Source organism: Arthrobacter sp. CC3 (assembly GCF_039907775.1).
Lineage (GTDB): Bacteria > Actinomycetota > Actinomycetes > Actinomycetales > Micrococcaceae > Arthrobacter.
Genome location: NZ_JARCCY010000065.1, coordinates 1 through 18,921, shown reverse-complemented (window position 1 = coordinate 18,921; position 18,921 = coordinate 1). Strand labels below are relative to the sequence as shown.

Annotated in this window: 21 protein-coding genes and 1 pseudogene; 8 read left to right on the top strand and 14 right to left on the bottom strand. The window is 66.0% G+C overall.

What is annotated here, in order from left to right; genetic code table 11:
* The 3 genes from PV761_RS22770 to PV761_RS22760 form a co-directional block, all read right to left on the bottom strand.
* A partial coding sequence (locus PV761_RS22770) for a D-galactonate dehydratase family protein (protein WP_347899837.1) occupies positions 1–897 on the bottom strand: 897 nt, incomplete at its 3' end.
* Positions 898–979: 82 nt separating this feature from the next.
* On the bottom strand, positions 980–2,014 hold the full coding sequence (locus PV761_RS22765; RefSeq protein ID WP_347899836.1) for an L-idonate 5-dehydrogenase: 1,035 nt from the start codon (positions 2,012–2,014) through the stop codon (positions 980–982).
* Positions 2,011–3,393, bottom strand: a complete 1,383-nt coding sequence (locus PV761_RS22760; protein WP_347899835.1) for an MFS transporter — start codon at positions 3,391–3,393, stop codon at positions 2,011–2,013. The genes PV761_RS22765 and PV761_RS22760 overlap by 4 nt, the downstream gene beginning before the upstream one ends.
* 148 nt (positions 3,394–3,541) lie before the next feature.
* On the opposite strand from PV761_RS22760, the gene PV761_RS22755 reads away from it, so the two are divergent.
* A complete protein-coding gene (locus tag PV761_RS22755) occupies positions 3,542–4,273 on the top strand; it encodes a GntR family transcriptional regulator (protein ID WP_347899834.1) in 732 nt (243 codons plus the stop codon).
* Positions 4,274–4,292: 19 nt separating this feature from the next.
* Here the strand turns inward: PV761_RS22755 and PV761_RS22750 are convergent, their stop codons facing one another.
* The 6 genes from PV761_RS22750 to PV761_RS22725 all read right to left on the bottom strand — a co-directional run bounded on the left by PV761_RS22750 (position 4,293) and on the right by PV761_RS22725 (position 10,760).
* Positions 4,293–4,724 (bottom strand): hypothetical protein, encoded by a 432-nt coding sequence (locus PV761_RS22750; RefSeq protein ID WP_347899833.1) that lies wholly within the window; start codon positions 4,722–4,724, stop codon positions 4,293–4,295.
* Between the two features lie 43 nt (positions 4,725–4,767).
* Positions 4,768–5,286, bottom strand: a complete 519-nt coding sequence (locus PV761_RS22745) for a flavin reductase family protein (RefSeq protein WP_347899832.1) — start codon at positions 5,284–5,286, stop codon at positions 4,768–4,770.
* A gap of 147 nt (positions 5,287–5,433) precedes the next feature.
* The gene (locus PV761_RS22740; protein ID WP_347899831.1) at positions 5,434–6,612 is read right to left on the bottom strand and encodes an MFS transporter; all 1,179 of its coding nucleotides are present in this window, start codon (positions 6,610–6,612) and stop codon (positions 5,434–5,436) included.
* Positions 6,609–7,274, bottom strand: coding sequence for a GntR family transcriptional regulator (locus tag PV761_RS22735; protein WP_347899830.1), 666 nt, complete (start codon positions 7,272–7,274; stop codon positions 6,609–6,611). Before PV761_RS22735 ends, PV761_RS22740 begins: the two co-directional genes overlap by 4 nt.
* 78 nt (positions 7,275–7,352) lie before the next feature.
* Positions 7,353–9,356, bottom strand: a complete 2,004-nt coding sequence (locus tag PV761_RS22730) for a VWA domain-containing protein (RefSeq protein WP_347899829.1) — start codon at positions 9,354–9,356, stop codon at positions 7,353–7,355.
* Between the two features lie 15 nt (positions 9,357–9,371).
* Positions 9,372–10,760 carry a sigma 54-interacting transcriptional regulator gene (locus PV761_RS22725; protein ID WP_028272732.1) on the bottom strand — a complete coding sequence of 463 codons (1,389 nt, stop codon included), beginning with the start codon at positions 10,758–10,760 and terminating at the stop codon, positions 9,372–9,374.
* Positions 10,761–10,854: 94 nt separating this feature from the next.
* On the opposite strand from PV761_RS22725, the gene PV761_RS22720 reads away from it, so the two are divergent.
* Together PV761_RS22720 and PV761_RS22715 are read left to right on the top strand one after the other, a co-directional pair.
* Positions 10,855–11,526: an MSMEG_4193 family putative phosphomutase gene (locus tag PV761_RS22720; RefSeq protein WP_347899828.1), complete on the top strand. Its 672-nt coding sequence runs from the start codon at positions 10,855–10,857 to the stop codon at positions 11,524–11,526.
* 13 nt (positions 11,527–11,539) lie between these two features.
* Positions 11,540–11,710, top strand: coding sequence for a hypothetical protein (locus tag PV761_RS22715; RefSeq protein ID WP_347899827.1), 171 nt, complete (start codon positions 11,540–11,542; stop codon positions 11,708–11,710).
* 61 nt (positions 11,711–11,771) lie between these two features.
* Here the strand turns inward: PV761_RS22715 and PV761_RS22710 are convergent, their stop codons facing one another.
* Positions 11,772–12,413, bottom strand: a complete 642-nt coding sequence (locus PV761_RS22710; RefSeq protein ID WP_347899826.1) for a class I SAM-dependent methyltransferase — start codon at positions 12,411–12,413, stop codon at positions 11,772–11,774.
* 97 nt (positions 12,414–12,510) lie between these two features.
* On the opposite strand from PV761_RS22710, the gene PV761_RS22705 reads away from it, so the two are divergent.
* From PV761_RS22705 to PV761_RS22695, 3 genes are all read left to right on the top strand, one after another.
* A complete protein-coding gene (locus PV761_RS22705; RefSeq protein ID WP_028272729.1) occupies positions 12,511–13,101 on the top strand; it encodes an XRE family transcriptional regulator in 591 nt (196 codons plus the stop codon).
* 287 nt (positions 13,102–13,388) lie between these two features.
* The gene (locus PV761_RS22700; protein ID WP_347899825.1) at positions 13,389–14,018 is read left to right on the top strand and encodes a serine esterase; all 630 of its coding nucleotides are present in this window, start codon (positions 13,389–13,391) and stop codon (positions 14,016–14,018) included.
* Positions 14,019–14,175: 157 nt separating this feature from the next.
* A complete protein-coding gene (locus PV761_RS22695) occupies positions 14,176–16,155 on the top strand; it encodes an amino acid transporter (RefSeq protein ID WP_347899824.1) in 1,980 nt (659 codons plus the stop codon).
* Positions 16,156–16,214: 59 nt separating this feature from the next.
* Here PV761_RS22695 and PV761_RS22690 read toward each other — a convergent pair whose 3' ends face one another.
* Complete coding sequence (locus PV761_RS22690) at positions 16,215–16,370, bottom strand: hypothetical protein (protein WP_347899823.1); 156 nt, start codon at positions 16,368–16,370, stop codon at positions 16,215–16,217.
* A gap of 179 nt (positions 16,371–16,549) precedes the next feature.
* Here PV761_RS22690 and arfB point away from each other — a divergent pair, with 179 nt between their 5' ends.
* Both arfB and PV761_RS22680 read left to right on the top strand, forming a co-directional pair.
* Entirely contained in the window at positions 16,550–16,972 is a 423-nt protein-coding gene (gene arfB, locus PV761_RS22685; RefSeq protein WP_347899822.1) for an alternative ribosome rescue aminoacyl-tRNA hydrolase ArfB, read from the top strand.
* A 158-nt stretch (positions 16,973–17,130) separates the two neighbouring features.
* Positions 17,131–17,451 carry an Lsr2 family protein gene (locus PV761_RS22680; RefSeq protein ID WP_028272725.1) on the top strand — a complete coding sequence of 107 codons (321 nt, stop codon included), beginning with the start codon at positions 17,131–17,133 and terminating at the stop codon, positions 17,449–17,451.
* A 122-nt stretch (positions 17,452–17,573) separates the two neighbouring features.
* Here PV761_RS22680 and PV761_RS22675 read toward each other — a convergent pair whose 3' ends face one another.
* The 3 genes and pseudogenes from PV761_RS22675 to PV761_RS22665 all read right to left on the bottom strand — a co-directional run.
* Complete coding sequence (locus PV761_RS22675) at positions 17,574–17,969, bottom strand: VOC family protein (protein ID WP_028272724.1); 396 nt, start codon at positions 17,967–17,969, stop codon at positions 17,574–17,576.
* 95 nt (positions 17,970–18,064) lie between these two features.
* Positions 18,065–18,526 carry an anthrone oxygenase family protein gene (locus tag PV761_RS22670; protein WP_347899821.1) on the bottom strand — a complete coding sequence of 154 codons (462 nt, stop codon included), beginning with the start codon at positions 18,524–18,526 and terminating at the stop codon, positions 18,065–18,067.
* Between the two features lie 89 nt (positions 18,527–18,615).
* Positions 18,616–18,921, bottom strand: a pseudogene (locus tag PV761_RS22665) (hypothetical protein); the annotation flags it as partial.

The following is an 18,921-nucleotide window of genomic DNA, read 5'->3' as shown; positions in this document are numbered from 1 at the left end:
GATCCGGCGCAGGTGCGTGATGCCGCCCGCGTGCGAAACGGAGGTCCGGATATAGTCGATGAGCCGCTCGGTGATCAGCTGCTGGCAGTCCCAGATCGAGTTGAACACTTCGCCGACGGCGATGGGCGTGGTGGTGTGCTGGCGGATCAGGCGGAACGCCGACTGGTCCTCGGCCGGCGTCGGGTCCTCGATCCAGAACGGCCGATACTCCTCCAGGGACGCGCCCAGGCGGCCGGCCTCAATCGGCGACAAGCGGTGGTGCACGTCGTGCAGGACGTGCACCCCGTAGCCGAATTCTTCGCGGACGTGGGCCATCATCTTCGGTGCGAAGTCCAGGTAGGAGGTGGTTTCCCACATGTCCTCCTGCGGGACGTTGCCGCTGGCCGGCTCGTAGAGCTTGCCGTCCACCGGAGCGATTCCGTAGGTCTTCTCGAGACCGGGCACCGCGGCCTGGGCACGGATCGCCTTGTAGCCGAGGTCCAGGTGGTGCTGGAAGTCGGCGCTGAGGTCCTCAAGGGTTGAGCCGCTGGCGTGCCCATAGACCATCACGCCCTCGCGGGCGGCACCGCCCAGCAATTCGTACACCGGCATCCCGGCGGCCTTGCCCTTGATGTCCCAGAGTGCGACGTCGATGGCGGCGATCGCCGTCATGGTCACCGGTCCGCGGCGCCAGTAAGCGCCTTTGTAGAAGTACTGCCAGGCATCCTCGATCCGGCGCGCGTCGCGGCCGATCAGCAACGGGCAGAGGTGCTCCGAGAGGTAGGACGCCACGGCCAGCTCGCGGCCGTTGAGGGTGGCGTCGCCGATGCCGGTGATGCCGTCCTCGGTTTCAATAACGAGCGTGACGTAATTCCGTCCGGGAGACGAAACCACTACCCGTGCGTCGGTGATCTTCACTGATTGGTCCTTCAGATGTGTGGGATGAGTGCAAGTGGGTCGCAGCAGGTGTCGTTTTGAACCGACAAAACGACACCTGCCGCTACTCAGTTGGGGAGAGCCGCAGCATGACTTTGCTGCTTCCGGACGCCGGATCGCCGAAGACGCGCATGGCCTCGGCTGCCTGGTCGATCCCGAACGTGTGCGTGATGACCGGGGAGACGTCCAGCCCCGTTGCCATGGCCTGGAGGGCGTCGCCGATTTCGTCAACGAACCGGTACGAGCCGATCCACGTGATCTCCCGCGTCACCAGGTCCCCGAGTGCTGAAGGGGCCGGCGCGCCGGGAAGGTTGCCCACCTGGACGAGCGTTCCGCCGCGGGCCGTGGCGCGCAGGACGCCGCCCAGCACCGCAGGGATGCCGGAGGCCTCGAACACCAGTTCCATGTCCTCCGGGAGGCTGCCCGCGCCGGAGACGTTCACGACGTGGTCCGCGCCCATGGCTTTCGCAATCTGCAGCGCGGAGTCGTTGATGTCGGCGGCAATGACGCTTCTGGCGCCGGCAAACCTTGCCGCGGCAACCACCAGCGAGCCGATGGGCCCGGCCCCGTTGACCAGGACGTCCTTGCCGGTCAGCGATCCTGCCCTCTTGACCGCGTGCATGGCGACGGCCAGCGGCTCGGCAAGCGCACCGTGCAGGGTGTCCACGCCGTCGGGCAGCGGCCGGATCTGGGTTGCCTTGGCGAGCTTGCGTTCGCTGAACCCGCCGTCGGTGTGCGGGTCAAAGGCTGCGGATCCGAAGTACCTGATCTGCGGGTACAGGTTGGTGCGGCCGGCCAGGCGGTCCGGCATGATGCCGTCCCCCACCAGTTCCGCCGGATGTACCGTGACGGGCTGGCCGACGTCGAGGTTCCGGACACCGGCGCCCAGCCGGGCAATCCGGCCGGCGACCTCGTGGCCGAGGACGAGCGGCGACTTCAGCGCCGCCGTCCCGGAGGCCCCGTGGCGCCAGTAGGAGAGGTCCGAGCCGCAGATCCCGCCCCACTCGACGTCGATGATTACTTCACCGGGTCCGGCGACGGGCTCGGGCCGGTCGTCGATGCGGAGGTCATTCGCTCCGTGGACTACGACGGCTTTCATACGGCGTCTTCCAGGCGGACCATGTCGCGGCCGCGGACTTCGGGCCCTACGAAGGCTGAGACCAGGGTGATCAGGGAGTAGCCGATGAGCATCGCAGCAAGCGGCCACCAGTGCCCGGTGATGGCGGTGAGGGTCGCAGCCAGCAGCGGGCCGATGGCGGTGGCGAGGATGCCGCCGATTTCCTTGGCCAGGGCGAGCTGTGTGAAGCGGGTGCGGGCTCCAAAGAACTCGGCCATCGTGACGCTTTCCATGGCGAAGAGGCTGAGAACGCCGAGGTCGAGGCCGACGACCATGGCGACGGTAATGAGTGTGGTGTTTCCGCTGGTGACCATCAGCATCATGGGGATGGCGAACAGGGCGGTCAGCGTGCTGAGCACCAGGTAGAGGGGCCGGCGGCCGAAGCGGTCACCGAGCATGCCCATGACGGGGATGGTGAGGAAGCCAAGCAGCGAGCCGTACACGATGGCGGTGGTGCCCACGCTCTTGTCCACCAGCAGGACAGTAGCGAGGTAGCCCACCAGGAAGGTCTGGACCAGCCCCGAGTTTCCGGCCTGCCCGAACCGCAGGCCCAGGGCGATCAGGAAGGCCTTTCCCTTGCGCTGGTGCAGGGCTGCTTCGATGGTGCTGGTCGTGGCGAGTTCGTCCGCCGCGACGATTTCCCGCTTGGAGAGTGCCACGCCGTCCACAACATCGGCCCGCTGTTCAAACACCGGGCTTTCCTTGAGGGAGCGACGGACCCACACGGCAAAGATCATCAGGACGAAGCTGAACAGGAACGGAATGCGCCAGCCCCAGCTCAACAGCTGGTCCTCCGGCAGTGCGCTCACCAGAAGCGCCCAGAGTGCCGAGGCGGCGAGCGTCCCGGAGTTCGTGCCGAGGCACACGAGGGAGGAGATGAGGCCGCGGCGGCGGGCCGGGGCGAACTCGGCCAGCATGACCGTGGCACCGGCGATCTCGGCACCGGCGCCAAAGCCCTGTGCCAGCCGCAGTGCAACCAGCAGGATGGGGGCCCAGATCCCGATCATCGCGTAGGTGGGGAGAACGCCGATCAGGGTTGTGGACGCGCCCATTAGCGCGATGGTGATGAAGAGGACCTTCTTGCGGCCGATCCTGTCGCCCATGCGGCCGAAGTAGACGGCGCCGGCGAGACGGGCAACGTAGCCGACGCCGTAGGTGGCCATTGCGGCAATCAGGCCAATGACCGGGCTGACGTCGGGGAAGAAGATCTTGTTGAAGACGATGGCTGCTGCCAGGGAGTAAAGCTGGAAGTCCATGAATTCCATGGCGGTTCCCAGCCATCCGGACACTGCGACCTTTGCCAGTTCCTTGGTGGGTTTGGTCTCCGGCCGGGCGGTGGGCGGCGCGATGCTCTCAGTCATCTGGTGCTCCTTTGCAGGCGATGAAAAACGAAGGGGGTGAGTGAAAGGAAGAAGGCCGGCGGTGGGTTGTTGTGACCGGCGGCACCTCGCTAACTAACTACCATACAAGCACTACCATTCTAGTGTGTCAAGAGAATAGACTGGGGGCATGGCATCCGATAAACCCGGCAAGGGACAGTCCCCGCGGCTCTCTGTGCGTGACCAGACCCTGGAGACGCTGCGGCGTCGCATCATTTCCCTCCAGCTGCCTCCGGGTGAACCGCTCTCGGAGAACGAGCTCGCACAGGAACTGGGGGTCAGCCGCACGCCGGTCCGGGAAAGCCTGATTCTGCTCAGGGAGGAGGGACTGGTGCAGGTCTACCCGCAGATCGGTTCCTTTGTCTCGCTCGTGGACCTGGGGCGGGTATCCGAGGCTCAGTTTGTCCGCGAGGCCATTGAATGCGCGTCCCTGCGCGACCTGACGGTCGACGAAGCGGGGATTGCGGGACTACGCGTGATACTCAAGAGCCAAACGGACGCGGATGCCGCCAGCGATGTGGATGAGTTCTTCCGGCTGGACGAGGATTTCCACCGCGAACTCCTGAGGCTTGCAGGGCACGAATCCGCCTGGGCCGCCGTCAACTCCGCCAAAGCGCACCTCGACCGCGCACGCCGCCTGAGCCTTCTGGACACCAGGCCCATAGCAACCCTGATCCAACAACACACCGCGGTTGTCGATGCCCTTGAAGCCAAGAACCTGGCTGACGCCGACAGCTCCCTGCGGCTGCACCTGCGGGGCGTTTTTGAGGATGTCCAGCGGATTCAGCAGGCAACCCCGCAACTCTTTTCCGACGGCGCCGCACTGCGGCCCACACGCCGAAGTGTGGCGCGGCTGGCGTGAGGGCGGCGCCGGGTGCTCATCAGGGAGTCGATGAATCCCCCAGCGTCACTTCGTGGAGCGGCACCGCCTGGCCGTAAGCCGGCGCTTCCTCGGCCAGTGCGTAGTGGAAAATCCGGCTGCCTGCTTTTTCAAGGCCACCGCGGGGTTCAACCCTGAACCACTCATTGCCGGCGACTGCCAGCGCCCAGGCATCGGCTTCTTCCCAGTACACCTCACCGGGAGGGCGGTCCGGATGAACCTGCATCGCCACGGAAATCACGAAAACAGTGGCGTCATCCGCGTCGGGGCGCCGGGCGAAGCACACGACGTCAACGCTGACGCCCTGGTTCGCGCAGGATGGCTTGCGTGCCATGGCGGTAGCGGCGCCCTCAACGGCGCCGTCGTGGATGTCCTGCCACGCAAGTGCGTACATCTGCCGGCGCAGCAAGGAGAGCTCCTCGCCGCAGATCATTTGGATCCTCCGGGTAAGTGCCCCGATCATGCCCATACCCGTGTCATGCGGCGCTTTCCAGCTGCCCGGCCCGGGACGGCACGCCGTCGAAATAGCCGCCCTTGAAGAAGAGCAGCGGCCCGGCACCGTCCCGTGCACCCAGGGCACGGACCGACCCCACCACAATGGTGTGGTCGCCGCCGTCGTACTCCCGGTACAGCTCGCAATCCACCCACGCAAGGGCCTGATCCAGCACCGGATTACCCAGCGGCGACACCGAAAACCCCACACCGGCGAACTTATCGGTGCCCGAACGGGCAAACTGCGCGGCAAGATGCCGCTGCCCGGCCGGAAGGATGTTCACCGTGAACCGGCCCGCGGCCCGCAGCAGCGGCCAAGTGCTGGAACTGCGGGCCGGACTGAACGTCACCAGCGCCGGATCCAGGGAAAGGGACGAGAAAGACTGGCAGGTGAACCCGGCCGGGCCGTTCTCCGTCCCGGCCGTGACCACCGTCAGCCCGGAGGCGAAATGGCCCAGCACGTGACGCAGGCGCTGCGGGGTGAGATCAAAATGTTCGGTCATGTTCTATCCCTTTCAAGGCCGGTCACCCAAACCAACCACCCGCCCCGCACCCCGTTCAACCGGGAACGAAACGCACCGACGCGCAACGCAACCTGGCTTCACCGCCCGAAGCACAAAGTAACCAACGGGGATTGGGCGGGGCTCCTGTCAGTCGTCCAGGCGGACGCCGCGGACCAGCAGGAGCGTTCCGCCCACAACAACCGCGGACGCCAGGAAGACGCCGGCTGCCCCGAGCCCGGCCGCCACAACCCCGATGGCGCTGGGCAGGACCACCTGGCCCACCCTGTTCCCGGCAAGCCGCAGGGCCAGGGCCTTTCCGCGCTGGCCGTCCGGGGCCTGGGCCGAAAGCCAGGACATGGTCAGCGGCTGGCCGATGCCCAGCCCCAGACCCAGCCCGGCCATCACCCCGAAGAGCAGCCACTCGGGCATCGGAATCGCCGCGACACCCAGCGCGACGGTGGAGAGCGCCAGGCTTGACACCATGAGCCGCCCCCGGCCGAACCTCCGGGACAGGCGTCCGAGCCCCAGCCTCGAAACCATCGAGAACACGGCCCGCACTGCGAGCATGAGGCCCACCGTGGCTGCACTGAAGCCGCGCTCCGTTCCGAGCGCGGGCAGGTAGACAACCGTCAGGTCCACCACCGCCAGCACCGTGGCACTCGTTGCCAGCGCCCGGACCAGCCCCGGCGTCCTGAGCAGCGAGGCAACACTGCCCTGCGAGCTGCCCGTTGCCGTGACGGCGGACTTCCTGCCGGCGGCCTTCGTCGAGATCACGAAGGTGGTGAGGAAGAGAACCAGGCTCATGCCGGCCGAGAGGAAGAAGATTGCCTGGGTGTCCGGGCGGACAGAGGCACCGCCCACCACGGAGATAGCCAGCGGGCCAAGCGCCTGCCCCAGAGACGCCGCGAAGGTCAGGTATCCGAAGGCGGAATCAAGCCCTGACGCCACGGCATTGTTCGCCACGACGGCCTGCTGCCCCACCACACACGCCAGTTGGCCTGCGCCAAGCAGCGCCGTGCCGATAACCAACGCCGGGACTGTTGTCCCCCAGAACAGCAGGAAGACGGAACAGCCAAGCACGACGGCGGATCCGGTCACCATCAGCCGCCGCTCGCCTAACCGGTCCACGAGGGCGCCGGTGGGGACAGCCAGCAGCAAGGGAAAAACAGCGTAGCTGGCCGCGAGGAGGCCGAGGGCATATCCCGGCACATCCAGTTCCAGCGCCCGGTAAGTGGTTGCCGGCCGGACCAGGAACGTCACGGCTTGGATCAGCGTCGAATGAAGGAGAAGTGCCAGCGCCGAACGGCGGCCCAGTTCACCGATCACGGGATGACGGGGGCGGCGCCGGAGACGGCGCGCACCGCGGCGTCCCGGGCGCCGGCGACGTGGTCGAAAGCGATCCTGGCGGCTGCTTCCGGTTTGCCCGAAGCGAGGGCCTCCACCAGGATGCGGTGTTCGGCGAGAGCCTGGTCGCGGCGTTCCTGCGTGCTGTTGGTGAAGTGGCGGTAGCGTTCCATCTGGCTGGACACCTGGTCATGAAACCTCTGCGCCCAGGAATTTCCGGCGATGTCCGCGATGGCGGTGTGCAGCGCCATTCCATACCTCATGGCTTCGTCGGCGAACTTCACCATGGCGGCATTGCGTTCCACGATCCCTTCCAGGTTCGCGATGTCGGCCGGCGTCGCTTTGGCGCATGCCTCACGGGCCATCAGGGACTCCAGTGCCGCGCGCACGCCGTACAGTTCGGCGATGGCTCGTTCGTCCAGGATCGGGACGAGCACGCCTCCTGTGGGTTGCTGTTCCAGCAGGCTTTCCGAGATCAGCCGCCGGATCGCCTCCCGCAGCGGCGTCCGGCTCACCTGCAGCTCCGGCGCCATTGCGGGTTCGTAGATCCGCTCACCCGGCTTCAATTCCAGGTTAAGGATCCGGCGTTTCAGCTCTCCGTAGACCAGATGCGCTCCGGTATTCCGGGACTGTGATTCGACCACTGACAACCTCCACCTTTTTGTACTTGTATACAACTATACAAGTACATGGCTTTGATGACGGCGGAACGGGACTCTGGGCTATGAGGCCCAGTCGGCGTCGTCGAAGGGACGGCCGCGGAAATGAGCGCGGAGGTACTCCCCCACAACGGCAGCCCCGAGGTCACCGGTTTCCGGCGCCACCACCCGGCCGTCGATTCGGCGCGCCATGCGCTGGACGAACCGCTCGAGGCCCGGGTCATCGCCCAGCCGGAAGAACGTGGCCTGGGTCCCTGCGCGGCCAAGGCGGTCGAGTTCGGCAATCGTGACCCGGATGGTCTCGGGGGCCGGCGGGTAGTCGAACCACGAGTCCCCGTCCGGCAACAGATGCGCTGTCGGCTCCCCGTCGGTCACCACGAGGAGGACGTGCTGCATTGACGGATGCTGGCGGAAGAAGCGGTTGGCCAGCAGCAAGCCGTGATGCAGGTTGGTTCCCTGCTCCCGCCGTGACGCCAGGGCCGTGAGTTCGCCAATGTCCATGGTCCGCGCGTAGCGGCCGAACGTGATGAGCTGCAGCCGGTCCCCGCGAAACCGGGTGGAGACGAGATGGTGCAGGGCGAGTGCGGTGCGCTTCATCGGCACCCACCGCCCCTCGGCGGCCATCGAAAACGATACGTCGGCGAGGAGGACGACGGCGGCCTGCGTGCGCGCCTCCGTGTCGGTCACCTCGATGTCGCCCGGTCCCAGCCGTAATCCGCGGCCCGGGTCGCCGCCCTCGGCCACGGTCCGGCGGATTGCGTTTGTCATGGTGCGTGTCACGTCCCACGGCCCGGCATCGCCGAACTCCCACGGCCGGCTGGATCCCGTCTGCTCGCCGGCTGCCCCGGCGACACGTGTGTCCCGGCGCCCCTGCCGGCCGGACAGCTGCTTGGCGGTGTCCCGCAACAGTGACTTGCCGAGCCGTCTCATGGCCTGCGGGGACAGCCGGAGGTCGCCGTCGGCGCCGCGCCGCAGGTAGCCGCCGTCCTGCATGGCCCGCTCGATTTCGGCGAGGGTACGTGCCGACACTGCGGCCTTTTGACCGAGTTGGCGGGCCAGGGCGTCCAGGTCCAGGTCATCAAGGCGAGATCCGTTGTAGGACTGGGAAAGCTGTTCGGCCAGCTCGTCGAGTTCGGCGATGTCCTGAAGCACGCCCGTGCCATCGCCCAGCCCGAGCCCTTCCTGACCCTCGAAGCGTTCGGAGCCATTCCAGTCTTCTCCCGGGCGCAGGGCGCGCAGGCTGGAGTCGAGCTGATCGAGCTGGGCCATGAGTTCGGGTGAGCCGAACGCCTGGGCAGACAGGCGCATCAGCTCATCGCGCTGCTCCGGGGACATGGATTGCAGGAGACGCTGGGCCGCGGCGGCGCGCCGGGCCAGTGCGTCGATCAGCTCCTCGACGGATTGCGGATTCTCCGGAAAGAAATGGCCGTGCCGGGCCATGAACTCCTGGAAGTCCGCGTCGGTGTCCTCGCCGTGCCGGTGCTTGTCCAGCAGTTCGTTGAGGTCCCGCAGCATCTCGTCAACAGCTGCGCGGTCCGCATCTGTGGCGTTCTCGAGCGCCTGCTTCATGCCGGCGAACCGCTGGTCGAGGACCTCACGGCCCAGCAGGTCCTTGATGCGCTCGAAGGCTTCCCGTGCGGTGCTCGACTGCCAGTCATAGGAGGCGAGTTCGTTGACCGCTGCCGCCGTTGACGAGGGCAGGTTCTGCAGCTGCATCTCCCTGAGTGCGCGGTCGGTGCTATCCATCATGGCGTCACGGGCCAGCTGCTTGCGCTCTTCCAGCACTGCGGAAGCGAGCAGCTTTTGGACCTCGCTGAGGGTGCCGTCCAGGCGGTGGCGGCTCAGGAGTTCTTTCCGGCGCTGTTGCACGCGGCCGGCGAGGTCGTCCAGACCTTCCCGGTGGCGGCCGCCGCGCCGGAGGAACTCCTGCAGGGCGTGCCGGGGCGAGTAACCGGCCATGACGTCCTCGGCTATCGCGTCGAGCGCCTCCGCCAGGTCTACCGGCGGTGCGAGCGGGTCGGGTCCTCCCCTGTACCGGCCATACCTTGACCGGCTGTGAGCGTTCATGATGCCGCCTATCCCCTAGCCGTAGATCGTCTCCTCGTCGTCGGACTCCTTCGAGATCCGCCGGGCGAGGTACAGCCCTTCCAGGGCAAGTTCAATGGCGGCGGCGCGCTGCCCGTCGTTCCTGGCCTCGAGGCGCCCGCTGATCTCGTCGTAGAGCCCGGACGAGTCAAGGGACGGCAGGTTTTCAAGGAACTCCCGCGCCGTGACATGCTCCCCCGTGGTCACGGTCCGGTGACCGTCGAGCGCGGCCACGAGCGGACCGAGATCGATGCCGTGGAAGTGCGCCCGCACGGCTTCCGCCGTGGCAGTGCGCAGGAGGTGGTCGAGGACGGCTTGTTCGCGCCCTTCTTCGCCGGACTCGAACTCAATCTTGCCCGTGAGGACTTCGACGGCGGGCTCGAGGTCGATGATCCGCGCGACTGCCTCGTCCTCGCCGCGAACGCTGGCCCGGCGCAGCGCTGCTGCGGCGACGGTTTCGGCGCCCGCGATGGCGAACCGTGCCGAAACTCCGGAGGTCTGGTTGATGGCCGGGGATAGCCGCAGCGCACGGGTGTAGCGGGCGAGGATTTCGAGGATGACGGGCGGGACATCGGCCACCAGCCGCCCCTCCTGCCGGATGACGGACACCTCGTCGTCGAGCTCTATCGGGTAGTGCGTGCGGATCTCGGCGCCGAAGCGGTCCTTCAGGGGCGTGATGATCCGGCCGCGGTTGGTGTAGTCCTCAGGGTTGGCTGACGCGACGACGAGCACGTCGAGGGGCAGCCGCAGCACATAGCCGCGGATCTGGATGTCGCGTTCCTCCATCACGTTCAGCATTGCGACCTGGATCCGTTCGGCGAGGTCGGGCAGTTCGTTGATGGCGATGATGCCGCGGTTGGAGCGCGGAACCAGGCCGTAGTGGATGGTTTCGGGATCCCCCAGCCGCCGGCCTTCAGCCACGCGCATGGGGTCGACGTCGCCGATGAGGTCGGCAACGGAAGTATCCGGTGTGGCCAGCTTCTCGACGTACCGTTCCGAGCGGTGGCGCCAGGCAACACGCAGCCGGTCCCCTTCGGTGAGCACACGGGCGCGGGAGTGTTCCGTGATCGGTTCGAAGGGGTGTTCGTTCAGTTCCGAGCCCTCGATCACCGGCGACCACTCGTCAAGCAGCCCGACCAGGGTTCGCAGGAGACGCGTCTTGCCCTGTCCCCGCTCACCCAGCAGGACGACGTCGTGCCCGGCGATCAAAGCGCGCTCAAGCTGGGGAAGGACGGTCCGGCTGAAACCGTACATCCCCGGCCACGGATCACGGCCGGCGGCGAGCGCGGCGAGAAGGTTGCCGCGGATCTCGTGGCGCAAGTCCTTATGGACGTGGCCGGCGGCATGCAGTTCGCCAACGGTGAAGATATCGGGACGATCAGTCACCTCTCTACCGTAGACCTCCACCGTGCGGGGAATCGAGGGAATTTCCCCCGGTTTTTCACCCGCGGGTCCGTGCCACGGCCTACGCTGGATTTTGATGACTGCAGCAACGGCTTCGGCACCGCCCGCTCCATCCCCGGGACCGGCGGGCACCCTCGTGCTTCTGGTGCGCCACGGAGAGACGCCGACGACGGGCACGGTACTGCCGGGACGGGCACCGGGGCTGCATCTTTCCGAGCGCGGCCGCGCCCAGGCAGTAAGGGTCGCGGAACGGCTCGCGGGTCTTGCCGTCGACGCCATCTACTCCTCCCCCCTGGAGCGCACGCGCGAAACTGCAGAGCCCACGGCAGCCTCCACCGGGCGTGACGTGAACCAGGACGCCGGCCTGATCGAGTGCGACTTCGGCGAGTGGACCGGCGCCGCGCTCGCCGAACTGGCGGTCCTGCCGGAATGGCAGACCGTACAGCAGAGCCCGTCAACGTTCCGTTTCCCCGACGGGGAGAGCTTCGCGGAGATGCAGGAGCGGATGGTCGGAGCACTTGAGGTGCTGCGTTCCGCCCACGCCGGGGGCGTCGTCGTATGCTTCTCGCATGCCGACCCGATCAAAGCGGCCGTGGCCCACGCCTTCGGTACACAGCTGGACCACTTCCAGCGGATCGTCATCAGCCCGGGCTCGGTCACGGTCATTTCCTACGGCGAGGGCCGGCCCCCTTCCGTCCTCATGGTGAATTCGACGCTGGAACCCTTGAACGGGCTGAGGGCGCGGTGAACGGAAGCAGACGGTGTCCGGACGGGGACTGACACTGCTCACCGACGGCCGCGTCGAGTTGCTGGGACGCATCCCCCGGGGCAGCAACGCGGCGTTCTTCGTCCGGGTTTCCTCCGGGGACGACTCGGCGTATGCGGTCTACAAGCCCGAAGCCGGGGAAGGCTACCCGTGGCCGCTTGTGTAGGCGGCCCCGCTATTGCCACTGCCCGAGGCGGCGGATTACCTGGACGCGGTCTCAGGCGGGTTTACTGCCGGGTGGCCCGGACAACGACGTCGCGCAGGGACGCGCCGTGGCCCCCGGGTCCGTCGACTGTGCGCGTCTGCACCCGGGCACTGTCCAGGCTCCACATGGCAGGGTCGAGGCCCCCGGTGATGTCCGCGAGCGTGACGGTGGCCTCGGCGGGAGGGTGGTTTCCGTGTCCCGGTGAGGAGGGGTCGTGCAGGTGCCCGACGATCAACAGCTTGCCTCCCGGCGCGACCCAGTCGGCGATACGCCGGTAGAACGCCAGCTGCGGCATCGCGGGGTGGGCGTAATTGGTGGTCACAAGGTCAAAAAGGCCTCCCGGTTCCCAGATGGTCAGGTCCGCCTCGACCCAGGTCACCCCGGTGGCCACGGTCTGCTTGGCTGCGCTCGCGGCTGCGTGGGTGAGGGCAGCCGCGGAAATATCGGCTCCAGTGACCTTCCATCCGCGAGATGCCAGCCAGATGGCTTCCGCCCCCGTCCCGCATCCGGCGTCCAGCGCCGTACCCGGCGTCAGGCCGTCCGTTTCTTGTGCGAGATACGGGTTCGGGCTGCCCGCGCCCAAGCCTCCAGGCGCAGCATCGTGGACCTGTTCCCAGTGTCTCTCCCAATAGCCCTTGCCGAACGTATGTGCCGTCTGGTCCACGCCGAATCCCTTCCGATTTGATACAAGCTTCACCGTCGATCGTGCCCAACAAGGCGGCGAAGGTGCAAGCAACATTGCCAAATGGCAAAATCGGGGCATGACCCGCGACGTAGACCACACCCTCAACGCTGTCGGACCCCGGCTCAAGCGCCTCCGGCTCCGCCGGGACGTAACGCTCGCGGACCTGGCGGAACAGACAGGGATCTCCGCCAGCACGCTCTCCCGGCTCGAAGCAGGCCTGAGGCGACCCACTCTCGAGCAGTTGCTGCCGCTGGCCCGCGTCCACGGGGTGACACTGGACGAGCTTGTCGACGCGCCACCGACCGGGGACCCCCGCGTTAATTTGCGGCCCGTCGCCAGCGCAGACGGGTCGACGATCCTGCCATTGACTCGCCGGCCAGGCGGCATCCAGGCCTACAAATTCATCCTCCCGGCAGGCAAGGACGAACAGGACCCGCAGCTACGGACCCACGACGGATACGACTGGGTTTACGTGCTCGACGGCACCTTGCGCCTTGTTCTCGGCGAACACGACCTCATCCTCAAACCCGGTGAGGCCGCGGAGTTCGACACCCGCACCCCGCACTGGTTCGGCGCCACAGGCGCCGGTCCCGTCGAATTCCTCAGCCTCATCGGAAAGCAAGGCCAACGCACGCACGTCCGCGCAGCACCCCATCTGGGAAGGTGACACAACCCGCCGGCTTAGGGGTTGAAGAAGTCGTTGCCCCGGTCCATGTTCCGCTGGCGGTCCCGCACCGCGCCCAAGATCTGGACCCGAGCCTTCCTTAGTGCACCCGACGGCTGAAAGCCGCGTGAATAGAACACGGGAATAGAACACGGCATGGGCTTAGTTGAAGCGTAAAGCAATCCTTTTGTGGATCGCATCAGTAGCGAAACAGGAGCCACCATGGACACCCGTCCCCTCGACTTCAGCAAACCCGCCTTACCGCTCATCGACCTCACCGGGGCAGTAGCTTGAGCAAGCTGCCTGACCCGACCACTGCATGGCATTCGCCGGACGATGCCGGCAAGGCCCTTGTGATCCTGCTGCACGGGCGCGGGTCGCGCGAAACGGACATCATCACTTTGGCCGCCCACCTTCCTATCGGTCCGAGTTACGCAGCGGTGCGGGCACCGCTGGCGGAAGGCCCAGGGTTTGCCTGGTTCGCCAACCGCGGCATCGGCCGCCCCGTAGCCGAATCCCTGGCCGAGACCATGGCATGGTTCAAGGAGTGGCTGGAAACTATCGCGCCTGCTCCGCGGCCAGTGATCCTCGTGGGCTTCAGCGGCGGCGCAGCCTTCGCCGGAGGCCTGGTCCTCGACGATCCGAAACGCTTCGCGGGCGCGGCAATCCTTCGCGGAACCCTGCCTTTCGACGCCGGAGTGCCCACCACGCCGGGCCGGCTGCAGGACGTTCCCATGTTCGTTGCCCACGGCGACGCCGACTCAGTCATACCGGCCGAACTGCTGGAGCACACCTGGGGCTACCTAGCCGACGAGTCAGGCGCAAAGACAGTGGGCGTACGATCCCCGGGCGGCCACAACATAGGCCTTGACGACGTCAAGGCGCTGGCAAACTGGATCGAAGAAGTGCAGGAGCCATAGGCTGCCGGCCTGCCTGAGTGCGTTGGCGCCGTCGGCGTTAAGAAAGCGTAAAGGAATCGGACAAAACCGCCCTTTCCCTCCCGTCCCGGAATAGGTTGAATCGCCGAAGTATGGGTGCAGGTCAATGTGCTGCGCCGGCCGAGCCTAGGAGACGCAAATGAGCGGTACAGACCGCCAGATCATTCCCGCGGAAGTCCGCCGGCCGGGACAACCGACCGATACGGGAAACGCTCTGGGGCGGTGGCTGCTCAAGCACCAGGTCCAGCCGGTGATCGGCCCGGAGAGCCCCGAAGACCACACCACTCCCCAGGCATGGTGGAAGGTCATGTGCCTGACCGGCGTTGACTACTTCTCCACGCTGTCGTACCTGCCGGCCATCGCCGCGCTTGCCGCCGGCGCGCTGTCGCCGCTTGCCACCCTGCTGATCGTTGCCCTCACGCTTCTGGGGATGCTGCCGATGTACCGCAGGGTGGCCCGCGAAAGCCCGCACGGACAAGGGTCGGTTGCCATGCTGGAAAGCCTCCTGCCGTTCTGGCGGGGGAAGATTTTCGTCCTGGTCCTCCTGGGATTCGTGGCAACTTCCTGGATCATCACCATCACGCTTTCCTCGGCCGATGCCACTGTGCACATGCTCGAAAACCCCTATCTCCCGGATTTCCTCGATGGACAGGCCGTCCTCATTACCGTGGTCCTCCTGCTGATACTGGGCGGTGTGTTCCTGCTGGGTTTCAGCGAGGCCGTTGTGGTGGCCATTCCGCTGGTGGCATTATTCCTGTTCCTCAATGCCGTGGTCATCATCACCGGCGTGGCCACCGTCATCAGCGATCCCGAAGCCCTGTCCGCGTGGACCGGGGACCTGTCGGCACGCGGCGGCTTCGGGGACATTGTGGGCCCTGCCGTCATTGCCTTCCCGCTGCTGGTCCTCGGCCTGTCCGGGTTCGAAACAGGCGTCAGCATGATGCCGTTGGTGGCCGCCGAGGGCAGGACCGCCGAGGAACGACTCACCGCCAGGGTGCGGAACACCCGCAAACTGCTCACAGCGGCCGCTGCCATCATGAGCGTCTACCTCCTGGGCAGCAGTTTCGTCACCACGGTCCTGATCCCGGCCAAGGAATTCGAGCCCGGGGGCGAGGCCAGCGGACGAGCCCTGGCCTACCTGGCCCACCAGCAACTGGGAAACGGCTTCGGCACGGTCTATGACATCAGCAGCATCCTGATTCTGTGGTTTGCCGGCGCCTCGGCCATGGCCGGCCTGATCAACATCGTCCCGCGCTACCTCCCCGCCTACGGCATGGCCCCCGAATGGGGACGCGCGGTCCGACCCGTGGTCATCGTCTACACGGCGGTCAGCATCCTCATAACCATCGGCTTCAACGCAGACGTCAACGCCCAGGCCGGCGCCTACGCCACAGGCATCCTGGCCATGATGGTCTCAGGATCCATCGCCGTCACCATCTCCGCCTTCAGCCGGGGCAACCGACGGGCCGGGGCAGGCTTTGCCCTGCTGTCCCTGATACTGCTCTACGCGCTGGCCGCTAACGTCATCGAGAAGCCCGATGGCCTGACCATCTCGGCCTTTTTTATCCTGGGCATCATCGCCATCTCGCTGGTTTCCCGTGTCGCGCGGACCACGGAGCTGCGTGCCGACCTGATCAGATTTGACGAGAACACCCGCCGCTTCATCGCCGATTCCCTGGACTACGACGGCGCCCTGAACCTGATCGCCAACCGCCGCCAGACCGGTGACAACCGGGAATACTCCGAAAAGGAATACGAACAACGGGGCCAGAACGCTGTCCCCGGGACTGCAGACGTCATCTTCCTTGAAATCGACATCATCGACCCCTCCAACTTCGGCGGGACCCTGGACGTGCACGGCGTCGAAGTGGACGGACACCGCATCCTGCGGGTCGAAAGTCCTGCAGCCCCCAACGCCATCGCTGCGATCCTCCTGGCCCTCCGGGACACTGCCGGCGTCATCCCGCACGCGTACTTTGAATGGTCCGAAGGCAACCCGCTCGCCCACCTGATGCGCTACCTGCTCCTGGGCCGCGGCGACACTCCACCGGTTGTGCGGGAGATCATCCGGAAGCACGAACCGGATCCGGCCCGACGGCCGCGCATCCACGTGGGGTAACGGGCTTACCCGCAACCATGGAGGTCAGGATCGGCCGGACCGGCAGCGTCCCGCCACGTTCAGGCTTCGGAGTGCCAGATGCCGGTCTCCGCACTGTAGACCAGCCAATGACCGCTGACCGGGCCGTCCGCTGTGGGGCGGTGGCTGACCCACGTGCGGTCGCCCTCCTTCGGCTCCCGCAGAACCGGCTGGTCATCCACACGGTTGACCGTCATGAGAATCTCCCTCCCCGGCTGCAGCGAACTTTGACCCAAGCCTATAACCAGAAAGACCAGTCTGTCTCCTGCCCCTGGCGGGCAACAAAAGCGAGTTCGGCATCGCCTGCGAGTCGCATCGGACCAGGCAGCCCGACGTCGAGGCTTCGATCACGCCCGGCTTGTGCAACGCTTGTTGCATGGATCTGGAGGTGTCGCCTGCGCTCACAATTCCCGCGTCTGAACTCCGCTGGCGGTTCTCCCGCTCGTCCGGCCCGGGCGGCCAACACGTCAACACCTCGGACAGCCGCGTCGAACTCTCGTGGAACGTCAAGAACTCTGCGGCGCTTTCGGACGACCAACGCATGATACTGGTCACGCGGCTCGCACGGCGGCTCATCGCCGGGGTAGTCACGGTAACCGCCTCCGAGCAGCGGTCCCAGTTGCGCAACCGGGAGATCGCCCTGGCCAAACTTTCCGACATCCTGGCAAGCGCCCTTGCCCCCGAAGCTGCTCCCCGCCGGGCGACCAAACCCACACGCGGTTCCAATCGTCGGCGCCTTGCCGCAAAAGAACAGCGTTCGGCGACAAAACAGCAACGACGGCGGCCGACCCTCGAGTAGCGCCCCCTGCCCCGAAGGTGTCCCCCTCAGCGGGGAGCAGGAGCATATTCACAGCAGCCTATTCAGCGTTGAATTACTTCAGGCAATCACGGCATTTCGTGAATTAAGCAATATTGATACCGGATTTATTATCAATGACGAGTGATAACCTAACCGGCATGGCAAAACGAGTAATAACCACGCTTGAAGACGATCTCGACGGTTCCGAAGCGAATGAAACAATCATTTTTTCCATCGATGCTGCCGAATATGAGATTGATCTCAATAACGTCCACGCCGCCGAACTGCGTGAGGCATTGAATAAGTACACCGCCGTCGCGAGAAAGACCACAGGACGCGCCAGGCCGGCGCGACGACCCGGCACCGGCCTCAAAGACGCCAAGGCTGTCCGCGCGTGGGCTATTGAAAACAGCATCCCCGTGAATGCCCGGGGCCGTATTCAGGCTGATGTGATGGAGCGCTACGCAGCAGCGCACTAAAGGGACCCCGACCGGTGCCGTTCACACGGACGTCACTATGGCTGGCCTGAGACCTAACACAATGAATAGGGACAATCAGGACCGGAGGCCACTAATCGGCGTCCGGTCCTGATTCTGTTTAGTTACCCATCCAGGTGGGCATCCCTGACGTCCTGGGGCGTGGCGCCCTGAATGACCCAGCGGTTTCCGTCCGGGTCCCCGAAGTAGGCAAACTGCACGCCGCCCATGTCTTGAATTTCACTGACATCGGCGCCGCGGCGCAGAAGTTCCGTGCGCACAGTACCCAGCTCCGGCACGACGAGCTGCAACCCTTCGAGGCTGCCGGGCGTCATGCTGGTCATCCCCGTACCTATCACGATGGAAACGGCCGAACCCGGCGGGGTCAGCTGGACCACCCTCATTCCGGGGATGTACTCAACGTCGTGGTCGAGGACAAAACCAAGCTTCTCCGTATAGAACGTTTTCGACCTGTCGACATCGGCTACCGGGACCTGAACAACTTCAAGGCGCATCTCCATGCGCCCTAGACTACCGCCGCCCGGAACCCAGCGACCGCCCGCCACGGGCGACCGTCGGTCGCTGGGCGAGCGTTCTTGGCCATGGCGCCGATCGTTCAGGGATGTGGCACGGAGGCAAGCAGCCCGGCCGCGCCAGCGAAGGAGAGGGCGGCGCGAAGGTGGTTGGCTGGAGTCCAGGATTGCTCGTAGGTGGTCCTCTGCTGGCCTGGCTGATCGCCTACGGCATTGGCCAGCTGGTTGTTCAATGGCACGTTCACCACCATGGTGGACGCCCACCCTGCCAGATAGGCCGCCGCACCGGCGACTTGGATGGGTGACCTCGTCAGCGGGTCCGCGGCGGCGACAACGGCGACCGCCGCGCAGGCCGCCGCAGTGCCGAAGAACACGATCATGAACGGTGGCCGCACAGCCATGTGGTTGATGAAGACCATGGTCGCGATGGATTCCTTCGCCGGGCGCCTTCGAAGGGCGGGCATCACCACGGTGGAGAAGGCGAGGTAGAACCCGCCCGCAACTGCGGAGCCGGTCCCGGCGACCAAGGACAGCCAGCCGTTCACCGGAGAACCGCTTTCGCGGGCGCGGCCCACATGCCGGTGCCGGCGGTCCCGGGAACACCGTCATTGGCCAGATCTGTCCCAAATTCGCCTCAACTGCAAGGCAGGAATTCGATCCGCCTCCCTGTCGCTGCCGACAATTCGGCGGCAACATCGTTGAGGGTGAGCAGACGGGGACCCTGCACGGAACGCTCTGCCGCCCTTGCCCCGTCTTCGCCGCGTCCGGACAGCAGCACCAACCGCTGGACGCCCGCTTCGGCGGCGCTTTCAACGAAACGGGCGATCACCAAGGACGCCCCCGGAAGAGCAAGATCCGGGCTGTAGCAGAGGTAGGCGGCACTAGCGCCGTCGAGTGCCCGAGGCCAGGTGCCGGAATCGTGCCAATAAAAGGGAGCCCC